11 protein-coding genes and 3 pseudogenes are annotated in these 17614 nt (G+C 61.2%); 6 read left to right on the top strand and 8 right to left on the bottom strand.

Annotation, left to right across the window (positions count from 1 at the left end; genetic code table 11):
• Positions 1-104 precede the first annotated feature (104 nt).
• Positions 105-5171 carry a shikimate kinase gene (locus AC1DZU_RS28180; RefSeq protein ID WP_477289873.1) on the bottom strand — a complete coding sequence of 1689 codons (5067 nt, stop codon included), beginning with the start codon at positions 5169-5171 and terminating at the stop codon, positions 105-107.
• Between AC1DZU_RS28180 and AC1DZU_RS28175 the strand changes: the two genes are divergently transcribed.
• Positions 5142-5321 (top strand): hypothetical protein, encoded by a 180-nt coding sequence (locus tag AC1DZU_RS28175; protein ID WP_168992077.1) that lies wholly within the window; start codon positions 5142-5144, stop codon positions 5319-5321. The two genes, AC1DZU_RS28180 and AC1DZU_RS28175, sit on opposite strands and share 30 nt — an antisense overlap.
• 150 nt (positions 5322-5471) lie before the next feature.
• Here AC1DZU_RS28175 and trxA read toward each other — a convergent pair whose 3' ends face one another.
• Positions 5472-5792, bottom strand: a complete 321-nt coding sequence (gene trxA / locus AC1DZU_RS28170) for a thioredoxin (protein ID WP_477289872.1) — start codon at positions 5790-5792, stop codon at positions 5472-5474.
• A 397-nt stretch (positions 5793-6189) separates the two neighbouring features.
• Here trxA and AC1DZU_RS28165 point away from each other — a divergent pair.
• Positions 6190-6396: pseudogene (locus tag AC1DZU_RS28165) on the top strand (transposase); the annotation flags it as partial.
• Between the two features lie 212 nt (positions 6397-6608).
• Here the strand turns inward: AC1DZU_RS28165 and AC1DZU_RS28160 are convergent.
• Together AC1DZU_RS28160 and AC1DZU_RS28155 are read right to left on the bottom strand one after the other, a co-directional pair.
• Positions 6609-7080 (bottom strand): annotated as a pseudogene (locus AC1DZU_RS28160) (transposase); the annotation flags it as partial.
• Between the two features lie 81 nt (positions 7081-7161).
• Positions 7162-7518: pseudogene (locus AC1DZU_RS28155) on the bottom strand (DUF5996 family protein); the annotation flags it as partial.
• 1324 nt (positions 7519-8842) lie between these two features.
• Between AC1DZU_RS28155 and AC1DZU_RS28150 the strand changes: the two are divergent.
• A complete protein-coding gene (locus AC1DZU_RS28150; protein WP_477289871.1) occupies positions 8843-9280 on the top strand; it encodes a hypothetical protein in 438 nt (145 codons plus the stop codon).
• 173 nt (positions 9281-9453) lie between these two features.
• On the opposite strand, the gene AC1DZU_RS28145 is transcribed toward AC1DZU_RS28150, so the two are convergent.
• A complete protein-coding gene (locus tag AC1DZU_RS28145) occupies positions 9454-9618 on the bottom strand; it encodes a hypothetical protein (protein ID WP_477289870.1) in 165 nt (54 codons plus the stop codon).
• A gap of 277 nt (positions 9619-9895) precedes the next feature.
• Here AC1DZU_RS28145 and AC1DZU_RS28140 point away from each other — a divergent pair, with 277 nt between their 5' ends.
• Complete coding sequence (locus AC1DZU_RS28140) at positions 9896-10150, top strand: hypothetical protein (RefSeq protein ID WP_184872292.1); 255 nt, start codon at positions 9896-9898, stop codon at positions 10148-10150.
• A 24-nt stretch (positions 10151-10174) separates the two neighbouring features.
• Here the strand turns inward: AC1DZU_RS28140 and ggt are convergent, their stop codons facing one another.
• From ggt to AC1DZU_RS28125, 3 genes are all read right to left on the bottom strand, one after another.
• Entirely contained in the window at positions 10175-11914 is a 1740-nt protein-coding gene (ggt, locus tag AC1DZU_RS28135; RefSeq protein ID WP_477289869.1) for a gamma-glutamyltransferase, read from the bottom strand.
• 92 nt (positions 11915-12006) lie between these two features.
• Positions 12007-13299 (bottom strand): L-rhamnose catabolism isomerase, encoded by a 1293-nt coding sequence (gene rhaI, locus AC1DZU_RS28130; RefSeq protein WP_477289868.1) that lies wholly within the window; start codon positions 13297-13299, stop codon positions 12007-12009.
• Between the two features lie 113 nt (positions 13300-13412).
• Entirely contained in the window at positions 13413-15515 is a 2103-nt protein-coding gene (locus AC1DZU_RS28125; protein WP_477289867.1) for a bifunctional rhamnulose-1-phosphate aldolase/short-chain dehydrogenase, read from the bottom strand.
• Positions 15516-15700: 185 nt separating this feature from the next.
• Between AC1DZU_RS28125 and AC1DZU_RS28120 the strand changes: the two genes are divergently transcribed.
• Together AC1DZU_RS28120 and rhaS are read left to right on the top strand one after the other, a co-directional pair.
• Positions 15701-16510, top strand: a complete 810-nt coding sequence (locus AC1DZU_RS28120) for a DeoR/GlpR family DNA-binding transcription regulator (RefSeq protein WP_477289866.1) — start codon at positions 15701-15703, stop codon at positions 16508-16510.
• A 55-nt stretch (positions 16511-16565) separates the two neighbouring features.
• On the top strand, positions 16566-17561 hold the full coding sequence (rhaS, locus tag AC1DZU_RS28115; RefSeq protein WP_457150999.1) for a rhamnose ABC transporter substrate-binding protein: 996 nt from the start codon (positions 16566-16568) through the stop codon (positions 17559-17561).
• The last annotated feature ends 53 nt before the right edge of the window (positions 17562-17614 follow it).

The raw sequence follows: 17614 nt of genomic DNA, 5'->3' as shown, positions 1-17614 counted from the left end.
TCTCACGACTTATGCATGCGATTCCCACTTTTTATTAGCATTCGGCGCGAACCCGTACGCTGCGCTAAACCTGCGAAAGAACCCTTGATTGTTGCCGCTAAAGCTTATTGTCCTCTTGAGCGTTCTCTGCTTCTCGTGGAAGACGCTAAATCCGCTCGTGCGTTATTGCCGGCCAGCAAAGGCTGCGGGTCGGCGGTGAGGGTGTCGAGGGGCGGCGGGCGTTCCCCTTCACTCAATGGTGCCGCCGGCGCCTGGATGATTTCCACGACGCCGCCCCCGCGATCGTAGCCGTTGTTATGATCATCGTGCATGCGCTGCGGTGTTGGGGACATGCTGATGGCTGTGCCGGAAGCACCGGAGACACGTGAACCCTCGGCAGCGGGCAGAGCAGCTTCTCTGTCGCTGCACAGGAAAGCGTAGAGTTCCTTCACGCAAATGCGGGCGTCCTTCTTGTCTTTTTGAAAGGGCGGGACGAGGGGCAACCTGATATCGGCCTTTTGGTAGGACGGACTGCGCTCTTCGTACAGCTGGTCAACCTTCTGCTCGATGTCGGCGCCTTGCAGCAGCGGCCGGCTGGTGTCCTTCTTGAGGCGCCTGCGGAGCTCTTTCAGATCGGTGTCGAGCCAGATCGACCTCGCCTTGTTAAGAATCAGGGCTTGATTGGACTCCTTGCCAAAGCAGCCTCCGCCGCTTGCGATGACGATGGACCCTCTCTCCAACTGCTTGGCGAGCTCTTTGGTCTCCAGGTCCCTGAAGTGCGCCTCGCCGCGGTTAGGGTCGGCGAACATCTCCATCAGATTGCCGTGCTCGGCGACGATACGCTTATCGATGTCGACAAACTCTACCCCCAACTCCTTGGCAAGCTGAGCGCCGATGGTCGACTTGCCGCTCGCCGGCATGCCGACGAGCACGACCGGCCGCGTACCGAGGGCCGCGAGGATCTCGCCGGCTTGCGGCGAGCGAGCGACCGCAATCTGTTGTCTTGCGACGGTGGGCGACCTGGAGGTCCCTGCCGCCCTCGACCTGCTTTCTCCTGACGAGCCCCAGTGTAATATCTCCCAGGCACCACGGGGAATGGGGACCTCCTCGCATTCGCTCTGCGGGCGCTGCGCGAGCTCGGCCTGGTAACTGGCCGGCGTATGGAACTCGACCTCGAAGCGATAGTCCTGCGCGGTTCTGAAGGCAGTGTGAACGCCCCGTAACCTCGGCGTGTCCTTCCTGATGAACCAGTTGGTGGTCTCGACCTCGCTGCAGTCCCGCTCCTCGAAGGCCAGTGCCGCCTTCCTGAAGGCGCGCGTAAAAGCCTCGTCCGGTATCTCGAAGACATGGCGCACGGCATTGGTGACAAGTTGGGCCTCCGGCGCGTTCACGCTCTGATCGGTCAACTCGTCGGCTATCCAGACCTGCCCGCGCGACCGTTGATCCAGATGCGGCACCTTCACCTCGATGCCGTCCTGCCGCAAAAGCTCGGCAACCGCATGCACAGTTTCGTTAATCGCGCTTTCTTGCGCTTCGGCGGGGGCGGCTTCGAGCCTGGCGCGCTCCTGGGCCTGTTCGCTGCTCAGCGTTATCCTGCTGGCGCGGTCGTCGTCGGCCGAGATTGCTAAGGCGCTGGGCAGGATGCGCTTTTCGACGGCGAGGCTGATCGAGGCCTCCATGACCGAGGCCGCCAGCGTGGGGTTGTCCTTCAGATTTGCCAGGCTGCCATCGACGTCGAACAGGCCCTGGTGGAGCTTTGCCGCCTGCGCCTTGACATAGGGCGCCGCCTTGAAGCCCGGCCTCCGCTCCAAGAGCCGCTGCAATCCGGTGGTTCTTTGCATGAACATCCGCGCACCGGTATCGGACTTGTAGGCGTCAGTGCCGACCTTGATGCCGACGCTCAACAGATTGATGGCGCTTTCATGCAGATCGTCCGGTTTGTAGCCGTCGGGCCGCGGATAAATGCGCGGCTGGTAGAAGTTGAGCAGGAAATCGATGCGCTTCCTGGCGTCAGCGGTTGCCGGATAGGATTCGCTGAGTTGCGGGAAGAGCGCGCCGGCGTCGGCGCTGACGGCAGGCTTCGCGCCGGTTGAGGCCACGGATAGCGCTAACTGCTGCTTGACGTCCGACTGCTCATGAGCCGGCTCCCTATTGAGCTGCAGGTTCCAGTCCTGGAGCTCGGCCACTAGCAACCCGGCCAGTTCGCAGGCCACCGGATGCCTGGCGGCCTTTCTGTCTTCCCCCGCCCTGGCGATGAGCTCACGGAGGGTCTGGCCATCTGGCCGATCTTCCTGCAACAGTGCGCGGATGTCGGCCTTGAGCTCATGATGAATTCCCTCGTAGGTGCCGAAGATGGCACGCTCGGCAAACCAGCGTTGCGCCTCCAGCGGCTGCGCCAGCAGGTCGCGCTGCAGGCAGCTGTAGGTCTCCAGCACCAGCCCGGTGGCCGACAGGATCTGCTTGGACCGGCTGAACTGGTAGCCGCCTTTCTCAATGGCCGGCGTGTGCGACTTCGGCGGCTTCATCGAGGCGATGCCGCGCGCCTGCAGCTGCGCGTCGAACTGGCGCACATGCTCGTAAAGACGAGGCTGGTCGCCGATGATGACGACCGGGTCGCCGTCAAAATCGCCGTCGAGCATTTTTTGTTCGACGCTCGGAACCGCAACCAAAGAGCCGGGCGCGAACACCTCCGTCGCCTGCAGGATGCCGACGCACTCGAGCGCGGTGTCGGCCTTGACCCGGTCCTTTTTCTCCAGCCAGCGCGAATGGCACTTTACGTCCTCGGCAGACATCACCACCCCGCGCTCGGCGAAGGCCGCTGGCCACATTTCGTCGGGCACAACGATCAAGATGCCTTTGGCAAAGAAGGTCGGGTCGTCGGCGGCAAGCCCAGCCCCCGACCTGTGCGCGACGTTGAAGCTGTATTGGAAGGCCACGCACCGATCCAGGAACGCCGCGGTCCGATCGCCATCGCGCGCCGACCTGACCCGGTCGGCGGCGAACGGGCGCAGGTTGGGCTTGTCATAGGGGGAGCGTCCGACAAGCACGCCAGCGTCACGGGTCAAGGTCTTGCTCTTGCCGGTCGGCACATGCAGGCATTCGTCGCTGGACGGCACGGCGATAGCGCCCGGACCCTCGATATGCCCGCCCGTGACCGTCCGGAACAGCTCCTCGGCGGTGAGGCTTTGATGGGTTTCGAGCCAAGCCAGAGCCTTCTCGCGGGTCTCCTGTGCCACCTCGACGCTGCGCGGATAATGTTGCAGCGCCGAGGGCGGTACCGCCGATTGCTTTTTATCGGCATAGGCAGGCATCCGCTCGGGAGCGTCGTGGCGAGCCCGGGCAATGGACGGCATGCGCTCGGCCAGTGAGGCCCTGATGAAGCCGCAGCCGTCATGCGGCCGCAAGGCGATCTCGCCGTCTCGCCCCTCTAACCGGAAGGGATGCACTGCTCCTGCGGGGCGGTCGGGCAGAAGGGACAGCTTGAAGCACCCTTCCAGCGCATAATCATGCGGGCCAATGTCGGGGATGCCCGGCGGCGCAGCAAATCCGCGGCGCTGGGTATAGTAATAGGCTTCCTTGAACGGCGCCCAGTCCCGCGACAGCTGCTCAAAGGCCGTACCCGGAGCCGTCTCGGCATAGGGGATCGCCAAAAGCTTGCCGCTTGGGGCCTCTGCGGCCGTGAAGGGCAGGTGAGAGGCAAGCTGGTTCAGGCTCTTTTGCGGCGGCTTCAGTTTGCTGCCGCCGAACAGGTCCATGCGGTAGGGCACGCCCTCCACGGTGAACGTGCGTGTCAGCATGGCGCCAGTCGGAGTTCCCTTTAGCTGCACCGCCAACACCTTCACCGAGCCCGAGGTCAAGCGGTGGAAAATGGAATATCGCAACTCGGCTTCGCTGGCCAGCGGCCGGCCTTGCATGTCGACCACCGGCAGCCGCATCAGTCCGGCATCGCCTTGCGGCGGTTTCGGCTCGTGGTCCATGGCCTGAAGGACGCCATGGACATCGAAGCTGGCGGCTGCATGCTGGGCCTGGATCATCGATGCGTTCTGCGCCATGAAGGTGTCGAGCGCTTCGAGCGGCTCCTTCGCCTCGATCTCGGCGATCACGCTCCAGCTCATGTGGGAAAGGTCGGCGTAGATGAGGGCGCGGGAACTGTCCAGGATCTGCCTGGTCTTGCCGTGCAGCTCTTCCTGCCTGGCCTGCAAGGCGCGCTCGTCGCCGTCGACATAGGGCCGCCGATAGAGCGTCTCCAGCACCGCCCGGGTCTTGAGCACCTGATAGATCGAAAGCGCCGGGCAGCGGCTTGAATTGGCGTCGCTGGTGCGCTCGGCCTGGCCTCGTTTGAGATGGGCATCGATCTTGTGTTCCACCACCGGCTGGATGGCGTTGAGCAGGTTCAGCGTCGATTTGCGGTGCCAGCGCAACCCCGGCTTCGGGCTGCGAGCTAGTGGCAGCAGGGAGGCGCAAAGATTGCCCATCGTCTCGAGGTTGTTGTCGAGCTTAAACCCGGGAGCGGCACGTAACACCTCGAGCCTGTCCAGCCCCGGCTGTGCCAGCGCACCGAAATCGTCCGACAACTGCGCCTTGCCCAACGCCTTGAATATGCTCGCGATGGCATGGACATCGGCCTGCTGCAGCCGATCCTCGGCATATTGGAGGTAGTGCGCCAGCTGATGCAGCCGGTCCTTCAGCAAGGCGGGTTCCGCGACCTCGCCGGCGGTCTCTCCCTCCTCGATACCGCGCGACAGACCGTTGGCGATCCTGGCTAGCGCAGGCGTGCTGAAAGTAGTGAAACGACGGCCCTTGGAACCGAGCTCGCCGGCGATGGCAACGATCCCCTTGCGTGCTTTTTCTTCTTCCGGCCACTTGCCGAAACCGTTCACCAGATTGGCCAATTTTTGATCCGAGAATCCGTCGAGATTGCCGTCGCGGGCAACCACCGCGCCRGCGATGGCAACMGTCGCTTCRCGCGTCTTCTGCTGGTCCGGCCATCTGCTGAAGCCGTTCACCAAATCGGCCAACTCTGAATCCGAAAATCCGTCGAGATTGCCGTCGCGGGCAACCACCGCGCCGGCGATGGCAASMGTCKCTTCGCGCGYCTTMTGCTGGTCCGACATTGCGTCGGAGATGCGATGCGGGCCTCCTTCGCTATCAGGACGCCCTTCTTGTCCGACCAACTCTCCGGTGCTGCCCATATTCCCTCTCCGATCCAGCAAAACGCATCGCCTAAAGCCTGTGAACAACAGGGCATCATTGGTTTGAGGGCGGTCACGCGAGACTGCAACGGCATGCTTGAAAGCCGCAGCATTCACGCAGCGGCAACTGCCTCGACAACGCCGCAATGAAAAGCTTCTTCGCCACTCGATCGCTTCGACATCAGGCTGAAGCTCAAAGGGCTGAGCCCTGTACAAAGGCCCGTAAATCACTGTGAACCCTACCGCTTTACGGGGAGAATCTACGGTTTTTTCATTGCGGTACAGATTGAGCGATATCGATCAGGCAGCGTTCGAAATCCAGTTCAAAAGAGCTGTCTTCGGTTTGGCGCCGACCGAGAAATCGGCCACTTCGCCGCCCTTGAAGATCGCGAGCGTCGGAATGGAGCGCACGCCCAATTGGGCGGCGAGTTCCGGGTTTTCATCGATGTTGAGCTTGGCGACCTTGATCTTGCTTTCCATCTCGACGGAGATTTCCTCGAGGCTCGGAGCAATCATCTTGCAGGGATCGCACCATTCGGCCCAGAAATCGACGACGACGGGTGCTGCGGATTCCAGAACTTCCGACTGGAAGTTATTTATATCGACTTTCACGGTAGCCATGGCTGCTCCTTCTCATCGGCCGCTCCAGTTTGCGCTTCCTCTACCGGAGCTGAAGTTCCGGCTTCATGTTGGACCCGACACTGATCCTGATCGGCAAGATCGAGATATTTCTCGCCGTGACCGAGAGCAATGGGATCCGGGGGGGAAGTATCTGCTTCACAGGCGGCAAAATACCCGCCGTTATCAAGAAGCGTACTCAATCCACGTGATAGCCGAACGCTGTTTCCACTTTGACTGAGCCTCGGATGAGATGATGTAAGTTTTCCGAGCGGCAAGTGGCCCTCCGTTCAATATCGAATGCGCCGATTTGAGCGTGTCCTTTAATGAAGATCCAAAATTCTGAAGCGTCAACGTCGAAACGGGTTACACTCGTAATATGGATAGATCGGACATGCTGGACTTGGCTCGCAAGCATGGGATCTCCGAAGCGACGATCTACAATTGGAAGGCCAAATTCGGCGGCATGGACGTTTCCGAGGCGAAGCGGCTGAGGGCCTTGGAAAAGGAGAACGCGAAGCTGAAGAAGCTTCTGGCTGAGCAGATGCTCGACGCGGCCGCCCTTCGCGAGCTGCTTTCAAAAAATGTTGACCCGCCCCGTGTAAGGGTCGTTTCGATCAGGACGATGCAGTCTGCACAAATGTATCCGGCCTCTTGCAAGTGGGCCGCTGTCGCGGCCAGGCCATGATGAGATCCGCCCGTGCGGTTCCCAAATAAATGGTCGGGCTCACAACCCGCTTTTTTGCACAGGGCTTATGGCGCGCCGATCGACTGTCTCGTCCTCACTTTCACGAGCCTCGCAGTCTGGAACAAATGGGATCAGCTAGAGGCCGGATCCCGCCGTTCGTAGCTTGCGCCGGGCTTAGTCATCACTACCCATGCGATCCGCCCAATCTTGGCCGCCAAGGCGACGGTGACCTTGTTAGTGTGCATGCGTGCCTGAGGTCCATCAAGCCAGGCGCCAAGGTGATATCGCGAGCGATCAAGGTGTGTCACGCAGGAGCGGGCGCCATGGATGATCATCCGGCGCAGATATCGGTTGCCGCGCTTGCTTATTCCCAACAGCTTCGTTTCTCTCCCGTAGAGTATTCTCTGGGAACAAGACCCAAGCTGCCATATCGCGGGCCTCTTTGAACTGTCGGGCAGATCCAGCTGCTGCCAAAAGCGCCCTCGCCGCGAGTGGACCAATGCCCGGGATAGTCATTAATCGACGTGCGGTATCGCTTTGAAAGGCAATCGCCTCGCGGTTGACTTCAGCAATCCGCAGCTCCATCTGCCGCAGCTCGTCGAACGTGTAGATGCAAGAATGCGACGCATACCCGAAGCTACCCCAGAAGAGATGAACGGGGCTGACTTTGCCCAAATATGAGGCCCGGAACCTTTGGACCACTACCGACACTGATATGAACGCCCTAAAGACCGCGCGACAGCCTCGCTGTCATAGGGCCGCTCGATCAGCGAATGCGACGCGTGCTGTCCGTCCATCGGTGGATGTACCGACAAGCTGGTGATCGACAAGGTCGAAGCTCAACTCGATCTCACCCACGCTATCCGGCACCAGGCCGGTGGTGAACCCACGGGCGTTCGGGTAGAACATCGCATGCCATGAGTGGTTCACCCACGGTGTTCGCGCGAGCCGATATTTGCCAACGATCTGTGCGTAGAGCTGCAGCGCAGCGGCTGTATCGCGCCACGGCAGATATAGGATATCCGGCCACCTCTCATCCATGTCTCACTCCATGTCTCCGCCGTGAATAGAGAATCGATCCATTTTGCGCCAGATTGACAGGTCCCGACCTGACCGCAGCCTGCGTTCTTAGGCACCTGGATACGCCCAAATGGTACATGATCGAACTGACGATGAACGAGCCCGCGAGCTCCTGCGCAGTCGGACCGGCAAACACTTCGGTGACGGCGATCGTTCGAGGCTCTCCCGATTTGTGAAAGCAATCGAGGAGACAATCCGAGCCAAACTCAGAAATAGTCGGATCGGCCCCAGAGATAAGGTTCAGGAGCGATGGGGCTGGGGGAATGGCAATATTCCGGAACAGAACCAATCCACAGAAGAATTTTGTTGGTATTTCTGTTGGCTTGAGCGGCCATCGGCCAGCCCTAACCGCTTAGAACTAAGTCCAGATTTCCCCCGCTTGGATTCCGCCTCTGGGCACCATTTATCTATCTGAAATCGCTTAATAATTTGCCGCACTGCGCACTCGGCTTCCCTTGCAGTCGTTTGCCTTGACGCGCTCATGAATGAGAAGTTCTTCGTGGGCAGAGGTTCAGGTCGGCACGCACCAACTGAAATGCCAAGCGTGGCGCCCGATCCCATGAAATTCCCCGCCGCTTTTTGAATTTAGCGCGATGATCGCCGCATTGGTGGGTATGGTACCGATTTGCCAGCCACAGCCTGCTAAGAGTACGCGAAAACAGATCAAGAGATCTCTACCCCCCACTACTACCTTTAGACATGATGTCCCGCCTCCCAATATCCGTTAAATTCAAGTACGCCGCAGCGTTGCTTGGCATTCAAGCTACCGCTGGACTAAAGGGGCGCGTTATGCACCAAGTCAAAGTCGTGTGCCCTAACTGCCAGATGCCGGGCGCTGGACCACTGAGGATGAACTGCACAAAGTGCGGCGGAACCGGCTTTGTCTACGAGTCGAGAATGGATCCCGGTCCAGCTAGGGGCTTCCTCCGGCTGGTTGTTATCGGCGCCGCTATCATGCTGACCTATTGGTACGTTACCGGCATCACCTACCATGGGTATTAAACCGCCAAGCCGCCTTCCGCCTGTGCGCTATCGCCCTTGACGGTCGGGGTGCATTTCCCCTCATGCGCGCGATCCCAGACTGACGCGCGAAAAATCCGCCTGACTTGGGCGGGTTCGCGGCGCATCTCTACACCTTGACGGAGACGCGGAAGCCCGCCTCGCGCCGTCATAGCACATCGTCGAGTGAAACAACTTTGCGCTCGTTGGCCCACCAGCGGATTTGATTTGCTTGGTGATCCCCCAACCTTAGGGCAAACTGCCTGTCGGGGCTCCAGGAGGAGAAATGAGAGCACGCGCTGCAACGCTCGGGGATCTCGAGGATGTCTTTCGCGGCCTGTCCAAGCGGATGTCGGACGAATACGTCGCTGCCGGCAAGGACAGCAAGATCGCATACGACAATCTGATGATGAACTTGAAAGAAGGCCGTGCGCATGCACTTGTCGAGAACGACAAGACCGTGGCAATCATCGCCTGGCATGAGAATAGCGACGCTGCCAATACGCTGTTCGCCGCACAGGAGGATTTCTTCCGTGCCGCGACCATTCGCTTCTGCAAGCGGCATATCAGGCACATCCAGGCACTCGCCGGCAACCTGCCCATCCACTCGCGCAGTTGGCTGCAGGGGTCTGATGTCGCAAGATGGTTTCACCTGATCGGCTATGTCGAACGCGGCAGGGAGAACGGCGCCACTGTATTCGAGCTGCCACCTGCTCGCGGATAGAAATCATGGGTGTCGAGCAGAGGTTTGGCGGCCGCATGCCTTGGTGATCAATGGATATTTTCACGCTTCGTCATCCTGGGCTGCGGAACAAAGGGCGAAGCGACGCGTCGCAGACCGTCCGCGGCTTGAAACGCGGCGCATGAAACTGTGACGATGCGACGCGTCCTGGGCGATCAGGCGTGCGGCCGCGCAACCATGTTGGCGGCAACGGCAAGGCGATTCGGCCACGCCAGGCCCAGTGCGACGTCACGCCCCACCGAAAATCGCCGCCCGGACGACCAATCCATGTTCGGCATCATTTTTCCTCCACGAATTCGTTCCATGATGGGGTGATCCACGGCAGCCTCCGGGCAGGTGTGCCTAGGATTATCCGGGATCGAAAACGGCCAGGGCACGAATCAAAAAAGTCGGCGGCAAGCTGCGGCGGAAGGTGTAGAAGACCGTGCCGAACGCATCGAGGGCAGCGCGATCGGGTTGCGCTCGGCAAGGCTTGATGATTTGTTGCCGCTATACGGAGAACGAGTAATGCGAGAGCCTGCCGGTCAAGACGAATATGGGTCGAGCAATCCCTTCGACCCGGACGATCTGCCGACGTTGAATGCGATAGGTCCAAGCATGGGAAGCGGCAACGACTTCGAGAAATATGCGGTTGCCGTGATCATCGTGTTCGGCGCGCTGATCATTGGCGGGTTGATGGCCGCGTCGATGACCTTCGGGCACCGCAATGGGTTCCTCTTTGCACTGGGCGGCGCCACATCGGCCTGGGTATCGGGAAACGCGCTGCTGCTCGACCGGCCGCGCATTTACGCGCTGTTTGTCGGCATCGCCGCGTTGTTGCTGATAGCGTCGACCGTCACGCTGATTTCGTGACGGTCCGGCTTGTGAATTAAGACATCAATATCCGAGCGCTTCGCCCGATGCGGCACGGCTGTCTATAGCGCCATTGTAGCGCGCGCCGCCGCCCTTCTCGATCTCCGCCAGGCTCTTGCCGCCGACGAGGATGCCCGCAGCCTGGCCCCAGGTCTTATCACCGAGATCGAGGTGGTAGCCCATGCCGGCCAGCAGTTTTTCGGTGTCTGGCGACAGGCCGAACGGCTCGATGTAAACCGTGTCGGGGAGCCACTGGTGGTGGATGCGCGGCGCGTCGATCGCCTCCTGGATGTTCATGCCATGGTCGACGACATTGACGATGGCTTCCAGCGTGATGGTGATGATGCGCGAACCGCCCGGGCTGCCGATGACCATGAACGGCTTGCCGTCCTTGGCCACGACGGTCGGGCTCATCGACGACAGCGGCGTCTTCTTCGGCTGGATGGCGTTGGCCTCGCCCTGAACCAGACCATAGAGGTTGGGCACGCCGGGTTTCTGGGTGAAATCGTCCATCTCGTTGTTGAGCAGGATGCCGGTGCCGTCGGCGACGACGCCGGCGCCGAACGAGCCATTCAGCGTATAGGTAACGGCGACCGCATTGCCGTCATTGTCGATGATCGAATAATGCGTCGTCTCCTTGCTCTCGCCAAAGCCCTTCGGCATCAAGTCCTGCGACACGCCGGCCCGGAACGGATCGATCTTGTCGCGGATGTCCTTGGCATAGGTCTTGTCCAACAGTTTCGAGACCGGATTGTCGACGAAATCGGGGTCGCCGAGCGCTGAATTGCGGTCGACATAGGCATAGCGCATCGCCTCGACCATGACATGGACCGTCTCGGCCGAACCGGCGCCAAGGTAAGACAACGGATAACCTTCCAGCACGTTGAGGATTTCGCAGATGATGACGCCGCCGGAGCTTGGCGGTGGCGAGGACGTGATCTCATAGCCGCGATAGCTACAGGTCACGGGCTTGAGTTCGCGAACCGCATACTGCTCGAAGTCCGGCTTGGCCAGGATGCCGCCCTTGGCGCCGCTTGCCTTGACGATGGCGTCGGCAATGGCGCCTTTGTAGAAGGCATCAGCGCCTTTCTCGGAAATGGCGGCGAGCGAGGCGGCAAGGTCCGGCTGGACCAGCCGCTCGCCGATGCCATAGGGCTTGCCATCGGGTTTCAGGAAGATGGCCGCAGCCGCGGGGTCCTTCGCCAACCTGTCGGCGCTGCCGGCAAAGGAGGCGGCGTCGCCCTGATTGAGGACGAATCCGTCCTTTGCATAGCCGATGGCCGGCGCCATCAGATCCTGTCTGGACAAGGTGCCGTATTTTTCGCGCGCCATCTCGAAGCCGGCGACGGAACCAGGCACGCCGACCGCGAGATAGCCGTCGAGGCTGGCGCCCTTCACAGGATTGCCGTCCTTGTCGAGATACATGGTCTTGGTCGCCGCCAGCGGCGCCCGCTCGCGAAAGTCGAGGAAGGTCGATTTGCCGTCCTTGAAGCGGATGGTCATGAAGCCGCCGCCGCCGATATTGCCGGCATTGGGGTAGACGACGGCGAGCGCATAGCCGACGGCGACTGCCGCATCGACGGCATTGCCGCCCTTCTTGAGGATCTCGACGCCGACTTCCGACGCCAGATGCTGGGCTGTCACCACCATGCCGTGCTCGCCCTTGGCTGGCGCGGGTGACGCGGCAAAGGCGCTCGTCAATGGCGCCAGGACGAAGGTGATGGAAAGACTGGCGGCGATCAGTGTCCTACGGTTGAGAGGCATGGCGGTTCTCCGGGCGGGGGGACGCCTAGAAGAACCCGTCGGGACCAGCGTGTCCACCCGTCAATGATGGACCTGACGGATCAATTCAGATGTCAGACAATGCCGCCCGAGCCGCCGGCGACCGCCGGACGTTCCGACGCCACCTTGGCGCGGTAGCCGGCCGCCCGGTAGGCGGCGACCGGATCGATGGCGCCGCCGGTCGTCAGCCGCGCCATGGCGAGGATCGGTTCGACATCGGTGCGGTAGGCGGCTTTCAGCGTTTGCGTCGCCATCAGCGCGTCGTTGCTGTCCTGGTGGCCTTCCAGCGCCTTGCGGTCGACCAACAACGCTTGCGCATAGGCGCGCTGGACCTCGACCGCCGACAGCATCAGGCTTTCGATCGGATCGGTGACGTTGTGGCTCTGGTCGAGCATATGGGCCGGGTCAAAACCCTCGGCGCTTGAAAGCTCGGCATCGACCAGTTCGTTGAAGACGAGGAACAGCCGGTAGGGATCGATCGAACCGGCATCGAGGTCGTCGTCGCCATATTTCGAATCGTTGAAATGGAAGCCGCCGAGTTTCTTGAACTGGATCAGCCGCGACACGATCATCTCGATGTTGACGTTGGGCGCATGGTGGCCAAGGTCGACCAGGCAGAACGCCTTGTCGCCCAATTCCTTGGCGATCATGTAGTTGGTGCCCCAGTCCTGCACGACGGTGGAGTAGAAGGCCGGTTCGTACATCTTGTGCTCGGTGAACAGCTTCCAGCCGTCCGGCAGTCCGGCATAGACCTCCTTCATGGCGTCGAGGTAGCGCTCGAAGGCTTTGGCGAAATTGACCTGGCCGGGGAAGTTCGAACCGTCGCCGATCCACACGGTCAGCGCCCTGGAGCCAAGCGTCTTGCCAATCTCGATGCATTCGAGATTGTGCTCGACCGCTTGCCGGCGCGTGCCGGCATCGGCATGCGACAGCGAGCCGAATTTGTAGGAAAGCTTCTGGTCCTTCGCATCGGAGAAGGTGTTGGAATTCATGGCGTCGAAGCCGAGGCCGAAGCGCGAGGCCGCCTGCTTCAGCCGGTTCGGGTCGGCCTTGTCCCACGGAATGTGCAGCGACACCGTCGGCGTCGCCTGCGTCAATTGCCTAATGACGGCGCAGTCCTCGATCTTGTCGAAAATGTCGCGCGGCTCGCCGGCACCGGGAAAACGAGCAAAGCGGGTGCCGCCGGTGCCGACGCCCCAGGAGGGGATCGCCACGGCAAATTTCTCGACCTTGTCGCGGATGGCGTCGATGGCGATGCCACGACGGTCGAGGCGCTCGCCGAGCGAGGCGTAGTCACGCTCGAGATCGGCTTTGCGCGCGGCATTGTCCTTGTCGACGAGGTCGGCGGAGATGATGGATTCGGACATTGTTGTTTCCTCCCAATGCGTTCGGTCGGCGCCGCCCCTCATCCGCCTGCCGGCACCTTCTCCCCGTATAGAGACGGGGAGAAGGGAAGCGCTCCGGCACCGCCTTCAAACGATTACCGTGTAAAACTCTGCGCGTTGCCCGCGTCGACATTGATGATGTTGCCGGTCGACTTGGCCGACATGTCGGAGGCGAAGAAATAGATGGCTTCGGCGATGTCCTCGGGAAACACCGAGCGCTTCAGCATCGAGCGCGAGCGGTAATGCTCCTCCAGGTCGTCGGTCGACATCTTGTAGGCGGCGGCGCGCTGTTCCTTCCACTCGCCGGTCCAGATCTTCGAGCCCCGCAGCACGGCGTCCGGGTTGACGACATTGACCCTGATCTGCGCTTCCGCGCCTTCCAGCGCCAGGCAACGCGCCAGATGGATCTCGGCGGCCTTGGCGGTGCAGTACGCTGCGGCATTGGGCGAGGCGGCAAGGCCGTTCTTGGAGGCGACGAAGACGACGTTGCCGCCGATCTTCTGCACCCGGAACAGCCGGAACGCTTCCCGCGAGACCAGGAAATAGCCGGTCGACAGGATGTCCATGTTCTTGTTCCACAGTGCCAGCGTGGTCTCCTCGATCGGTGCCGAGGATGCGAGACCTGCATTCGACACCAGAATATCGATGCCGCCGAATTCGACCGCGGTCTCGGCGAAGCCCGCGATCACCTGATCCTCCGAGGTAACGTTGATCAGCACCGGCCGGACGAAATCCTTGCCGTAGGCCTTGGCCAGTTCGTCATTGGCGCTGGCGAGCGCTGTCTCGTCGATGTCGGCCAGCACGACGCAGGCGCCTTCGCGCAGCAGCCGGCTGGCGGTAGCGCGGCCGATGCCGCCGGCACCGCCGGTGACCAGCGCGATCTGGCCGGCGAGCGCCTTCGGCTTCGGCATGCGCTGCAGCTTCAGATCCTCGAGCAGCCAGTATTCGATATCGAAGGCTTCCTGTGCTGGGAGGCCGACATAGGACGAAACCGTCGAGGCGCCACGCATGACATTGATGGCGTTGACGTAGAATTCGCCCGAAATGCGCGCCGTCGCCTTGTCGCCGGCGAAGGTGAACATGCCCACGCCAGGCATCAGGTAGACCACCGCATTGGGATCGCGGATCGCGGGGGAATCCGGATGCTTGCAGCTGTTGTAGTAGGCCTGGTAGCCGACGCGGTAGGCGGCGATGTCGTCGGCGAGACGCGCGATGACGGCATCGACATCGGGCTTGGCCGGATCGAATTCGATCACCAGTGGGCGTATCTTGGTGCGCAGGAAATGGTCCGGGCACGAGGTGCCGAGTGCCGCGAGCGGCCGCAAATCCCTGGAGTTGACGAATTCGAGAACGGCGGCGGAATCGTCGAAATGACCGAGCTTGTGGCTCTTTTCCGAAATCAGGCCGCGGATCCTTGGCATCAGCTTCGCGGCGATGGCGCGGCGTTCGGCGGCGTCGAGCGACTTGACCGTTTCACCGCCGAAGATGGCGAGGCCTTCTGAGCGGCGCTCGAACCACTCGATCGCCTGATTGATGACCGAGATCGTCGTCTCGTAGCATTCCCGAGGGGTGTCTCCCCAGGTGAACAGGCCATGGCTTTCCAGGATGACGCCCTTGGCGGCGGGATGTTCGACGCAGAACTTCTCCAGCCACAGGCCGAGTTCGAAGCCCGGACGCTTCCACGGCAGCCAGCCGATGGCGTCGCCGAAAATCTCCCTGGTCAGCGCCTTGGAATCCTTCGCGGCGGCGATGGCTATGATCGCGTCGGGATGCATGTGATCGACAAAAGGCTTCGGCACGAACGCGTGCAGCGGCGTGTCGATCGAGGCCGCGCGTGGGTTCAGATTGAAGGTGCAGTGCGGCAGGAAGCCAACCATCTCGTCTTCATGCGCGAGGCCACGATAGAGCCCCTTCAGCGCGCGCAGCTTGTCCATATAGAGGGTGGCGAAACCATCTGTTTTAATCGATGCGCTGTCGCCGCCCGAGCCCTTGACCCAAAGCACTTCGACGTCCGCGCCGGTGAGCGGGTCTTTCTGCCAGATCTTGGAGGAGGTGTTGCCGCCGCCATAGTTGGTGACACGCTTGTCGGAACCGAGCGTGTTCGAGCGATAAACCAGAAGTTCCGGCTCGCTCATCGATTGGGCCTTGGCCTCGTCCCACAGATTGGCGAGGCGCGCGCCGGTGCGCTTGTCGAGCATGGATGATCCTCCCGAAGGCACGCAAACGGTGCGGCCCATTTCGTCCGAATTTCCACGGAAGCGTCCGACTTGTCAATCACAAACGATCAATATCGATCATATTGCACTGCACAATGAAATTATATGATTGGAAATGATTGACACTGCGCGCTTTGGGTGCCTAGATGTTTGGGCAGGGAGGAACCATGCACGAAAAAGAGCGCCACAGGATCATTCTGTCCGCCGTCCAGGAAAAGCCTGTTGTGACGGTGCAGGAGATGGTCGATCTGACGGAGTCCTCCGAGGCGACGATCCGGCGCGACATCGCTGCACTCCACGTGCAGAAACGCCTGCGCCGTGTGCGCGGCGGCGCCGAGGCGATCTCGCCGCCGCAGTTCATCGGCCTCGCCGGCCGGCCCTTTTCCGTCAACGAAACGCTCAACGCCGCGCAGAAACGGGCGATCGCCCGCGAAGCGGTCGAGCTTTGCAAGGACGGCGAACCGATCATCATCAATGGCGGCACCACCACCTTCCAGATGGTGCATTTCCTGACCGGCCGCCGCATGCCGATCTTCACCAATTCGTTCCCAATCGCCGAGCATCTGCTCAAGCATTCCAAGAACACGGTCATGCTGTCGGGCGGCACCATCTACCGCGAACAGAACATCATTCTGTCGCCCTTCGACAATGACGTGACCCGCAATTTCTACGCACGCCGCATGTTCATGGGCGCGCAGGGTCTTGGGCCGCTCGGGCTGATGGAAGGCGACCCGCTGTTGATCCAGGCGGAGCAGAAGCTGATCGACCAGGCCGACGAACTGGTGGTGCTGGTCGATTCCTCGAAATTCCGCAAACGCTCCAGCCTGATCCTGTGCGGCCTGTCGCGCATCGCCACCGTCATCACCGATGACGGCATCGAGGATCGTGAAGCGAAAATGCTCGAGACCGCCGGGGTGGCGCTGATCGTCGCCCGCAAGTCGGCAACCAACAAGGAAGAATCTTCACTGCGGGCCTGAGACCAACTCACGCCCGCAGCGGCGATGGAATGCAACGCTCAAGGGAGGATATTCGATGAGCTTTTTGAAGAAATTGATGGTGACGGCGGCATTCTCGGCCGCCATGTTCGTGAATGCAGCCTACGCGGAAAACGTCAAGATCGCGCTGGTGGTGAAGTCGCTCGGCAACGGCTTCTTCGATGCCGCCAACAAGGGCGCCGAAGAGGCGGCCAAGGAACTCGGCGGCGTCGACATCATCTATACCGGCCCGACCAAGGCGACCGCCGAGGCGCAGATCGAAGTGGTCAATTCGCTGATCGCCCAGAAGGTCAACGCCATCGCCATTTCGGCCAATGACGCCGACGCGCTGGTGCCGGTCCTGAAGAAGGCCATGGAGCGCGGCATCACCGTCATCTCCTGGGATTCGGGCGTCGCCAAGGAAGGCCGCCAGCTTCACCTCAACCCGTCCGACACCGGACTGATCGGCGAGACCATCATCAAGCTTGCCGCCGACTATCTGCCGGAAGGTGGCGACGTCGCCATCCTGTCGGCGTCTTCCACCGCGACCAACCAGAACGCCTGGATCGACGCGGCCAAGAAAATCCTGCCGGAGAAGTTCCCCAAGATCAAACTCGTCGCCACCGTCTATGGCGATGACGATTCGGCCAAGAGCACGGACGAAGCCAAGGGCCTGCTGAAGTCCTACCCGAACCTCAAGGCGATCATCGCACCGACCACCGTCGGCGTTGTTGCAGCCGCCCAGGTGGTGACTGACGAGAACCTGATCGGCAAGGTCAACGTCACCGGTCTCGCGCTGCCGTCCGAGTTCAAGAAGTTCATCGACAATGGCGCCTCGCAGGCAGTTGCGCTGTGGAACCCGATCGACCTCGGCTACTCCGCCGTCTACCTCGCGCATGATCTGGCGGTGAAGAAGGAAGAGGCCAAGCCGGGCGCCACGCTGTCGATCGGCCGCGTCGGCAAGGTCACGCTCGACGACACCAACTCGGCTGCGATGGCTCCGCCCTTCCAGTTCGACAAGAGCAACATCGAGAAGTTCTCCAAGATCTATTGATCTCGGACGCTTGCACCCTCCCCCTTGCGGGGAGGGTCGGCGAGCCGGCTTTG

The organism is Mesorhizobium sp. P2_A12 (assembly GCF_056405075.1).
Note: the sequence above shows the minus strand (reverse complement) of the source record. Positions and strands in the feature narration are given on the sequence as shown.

Bases quoted from the DNA above. Each gene is read 5' to 3' on its own strand.
- trxA (WP_477289872.1), bottom strand. From the start codon at position 5,792: ATGGCTACCGTGAAAGTCGATATAAATAACTTCCAGTCGGAAGTTCTG.
- AC1DZU_RS28150 (WP_477289871.1), top strand. From the start codon at position 8,843: ATGAGAGCACGCGCTGCAACGCTCGGGGATCTCGAGGATGTCTTTCGC.
- AC1DZU_RS28140 (WP_184872292.1), top strand. From the start codon at position 9,896: ATGGGAAGCGGCAACGACTTCGAGAAATATGCGGTTGCCGTGATCATC.
- ggt (WP_477289869.1), bottom strand. From the start codon at position 11,914: ATGCCTCTCAACCGTAGGACACTGATCGCCGCCAGTCTTTCCATCACC.
- rhaI (WP_477289868.1), bottom strand. From the start codon at position 13,299: ATGTCCGAATCCATCATCTCCGCCGACCTCGTCGACAAGGACAATGCC.
- AC1DZU_RS28125 (WP_477289867.1), bottom strand. From the start codon at position 15,515: ATGCTCGACAAGCGCACCGGCGCGCGCCTCGCCAATCTGTGGGACGAG.
- AC1DZU_RS28120 (WP_477289866.1), top strand. From the start codon at position 15,701: ATGCACGAAAAAGAGCGCCACAGGATCATTCTGTCCGCCGTCCAGGAA.
- rhaS (WP_457150999.1), top strand. From the start codon at position 16,566: ATGAGCTTTTTGAAGAAATTGATGGTGACGGCGGCATTCTCGGCCGCC.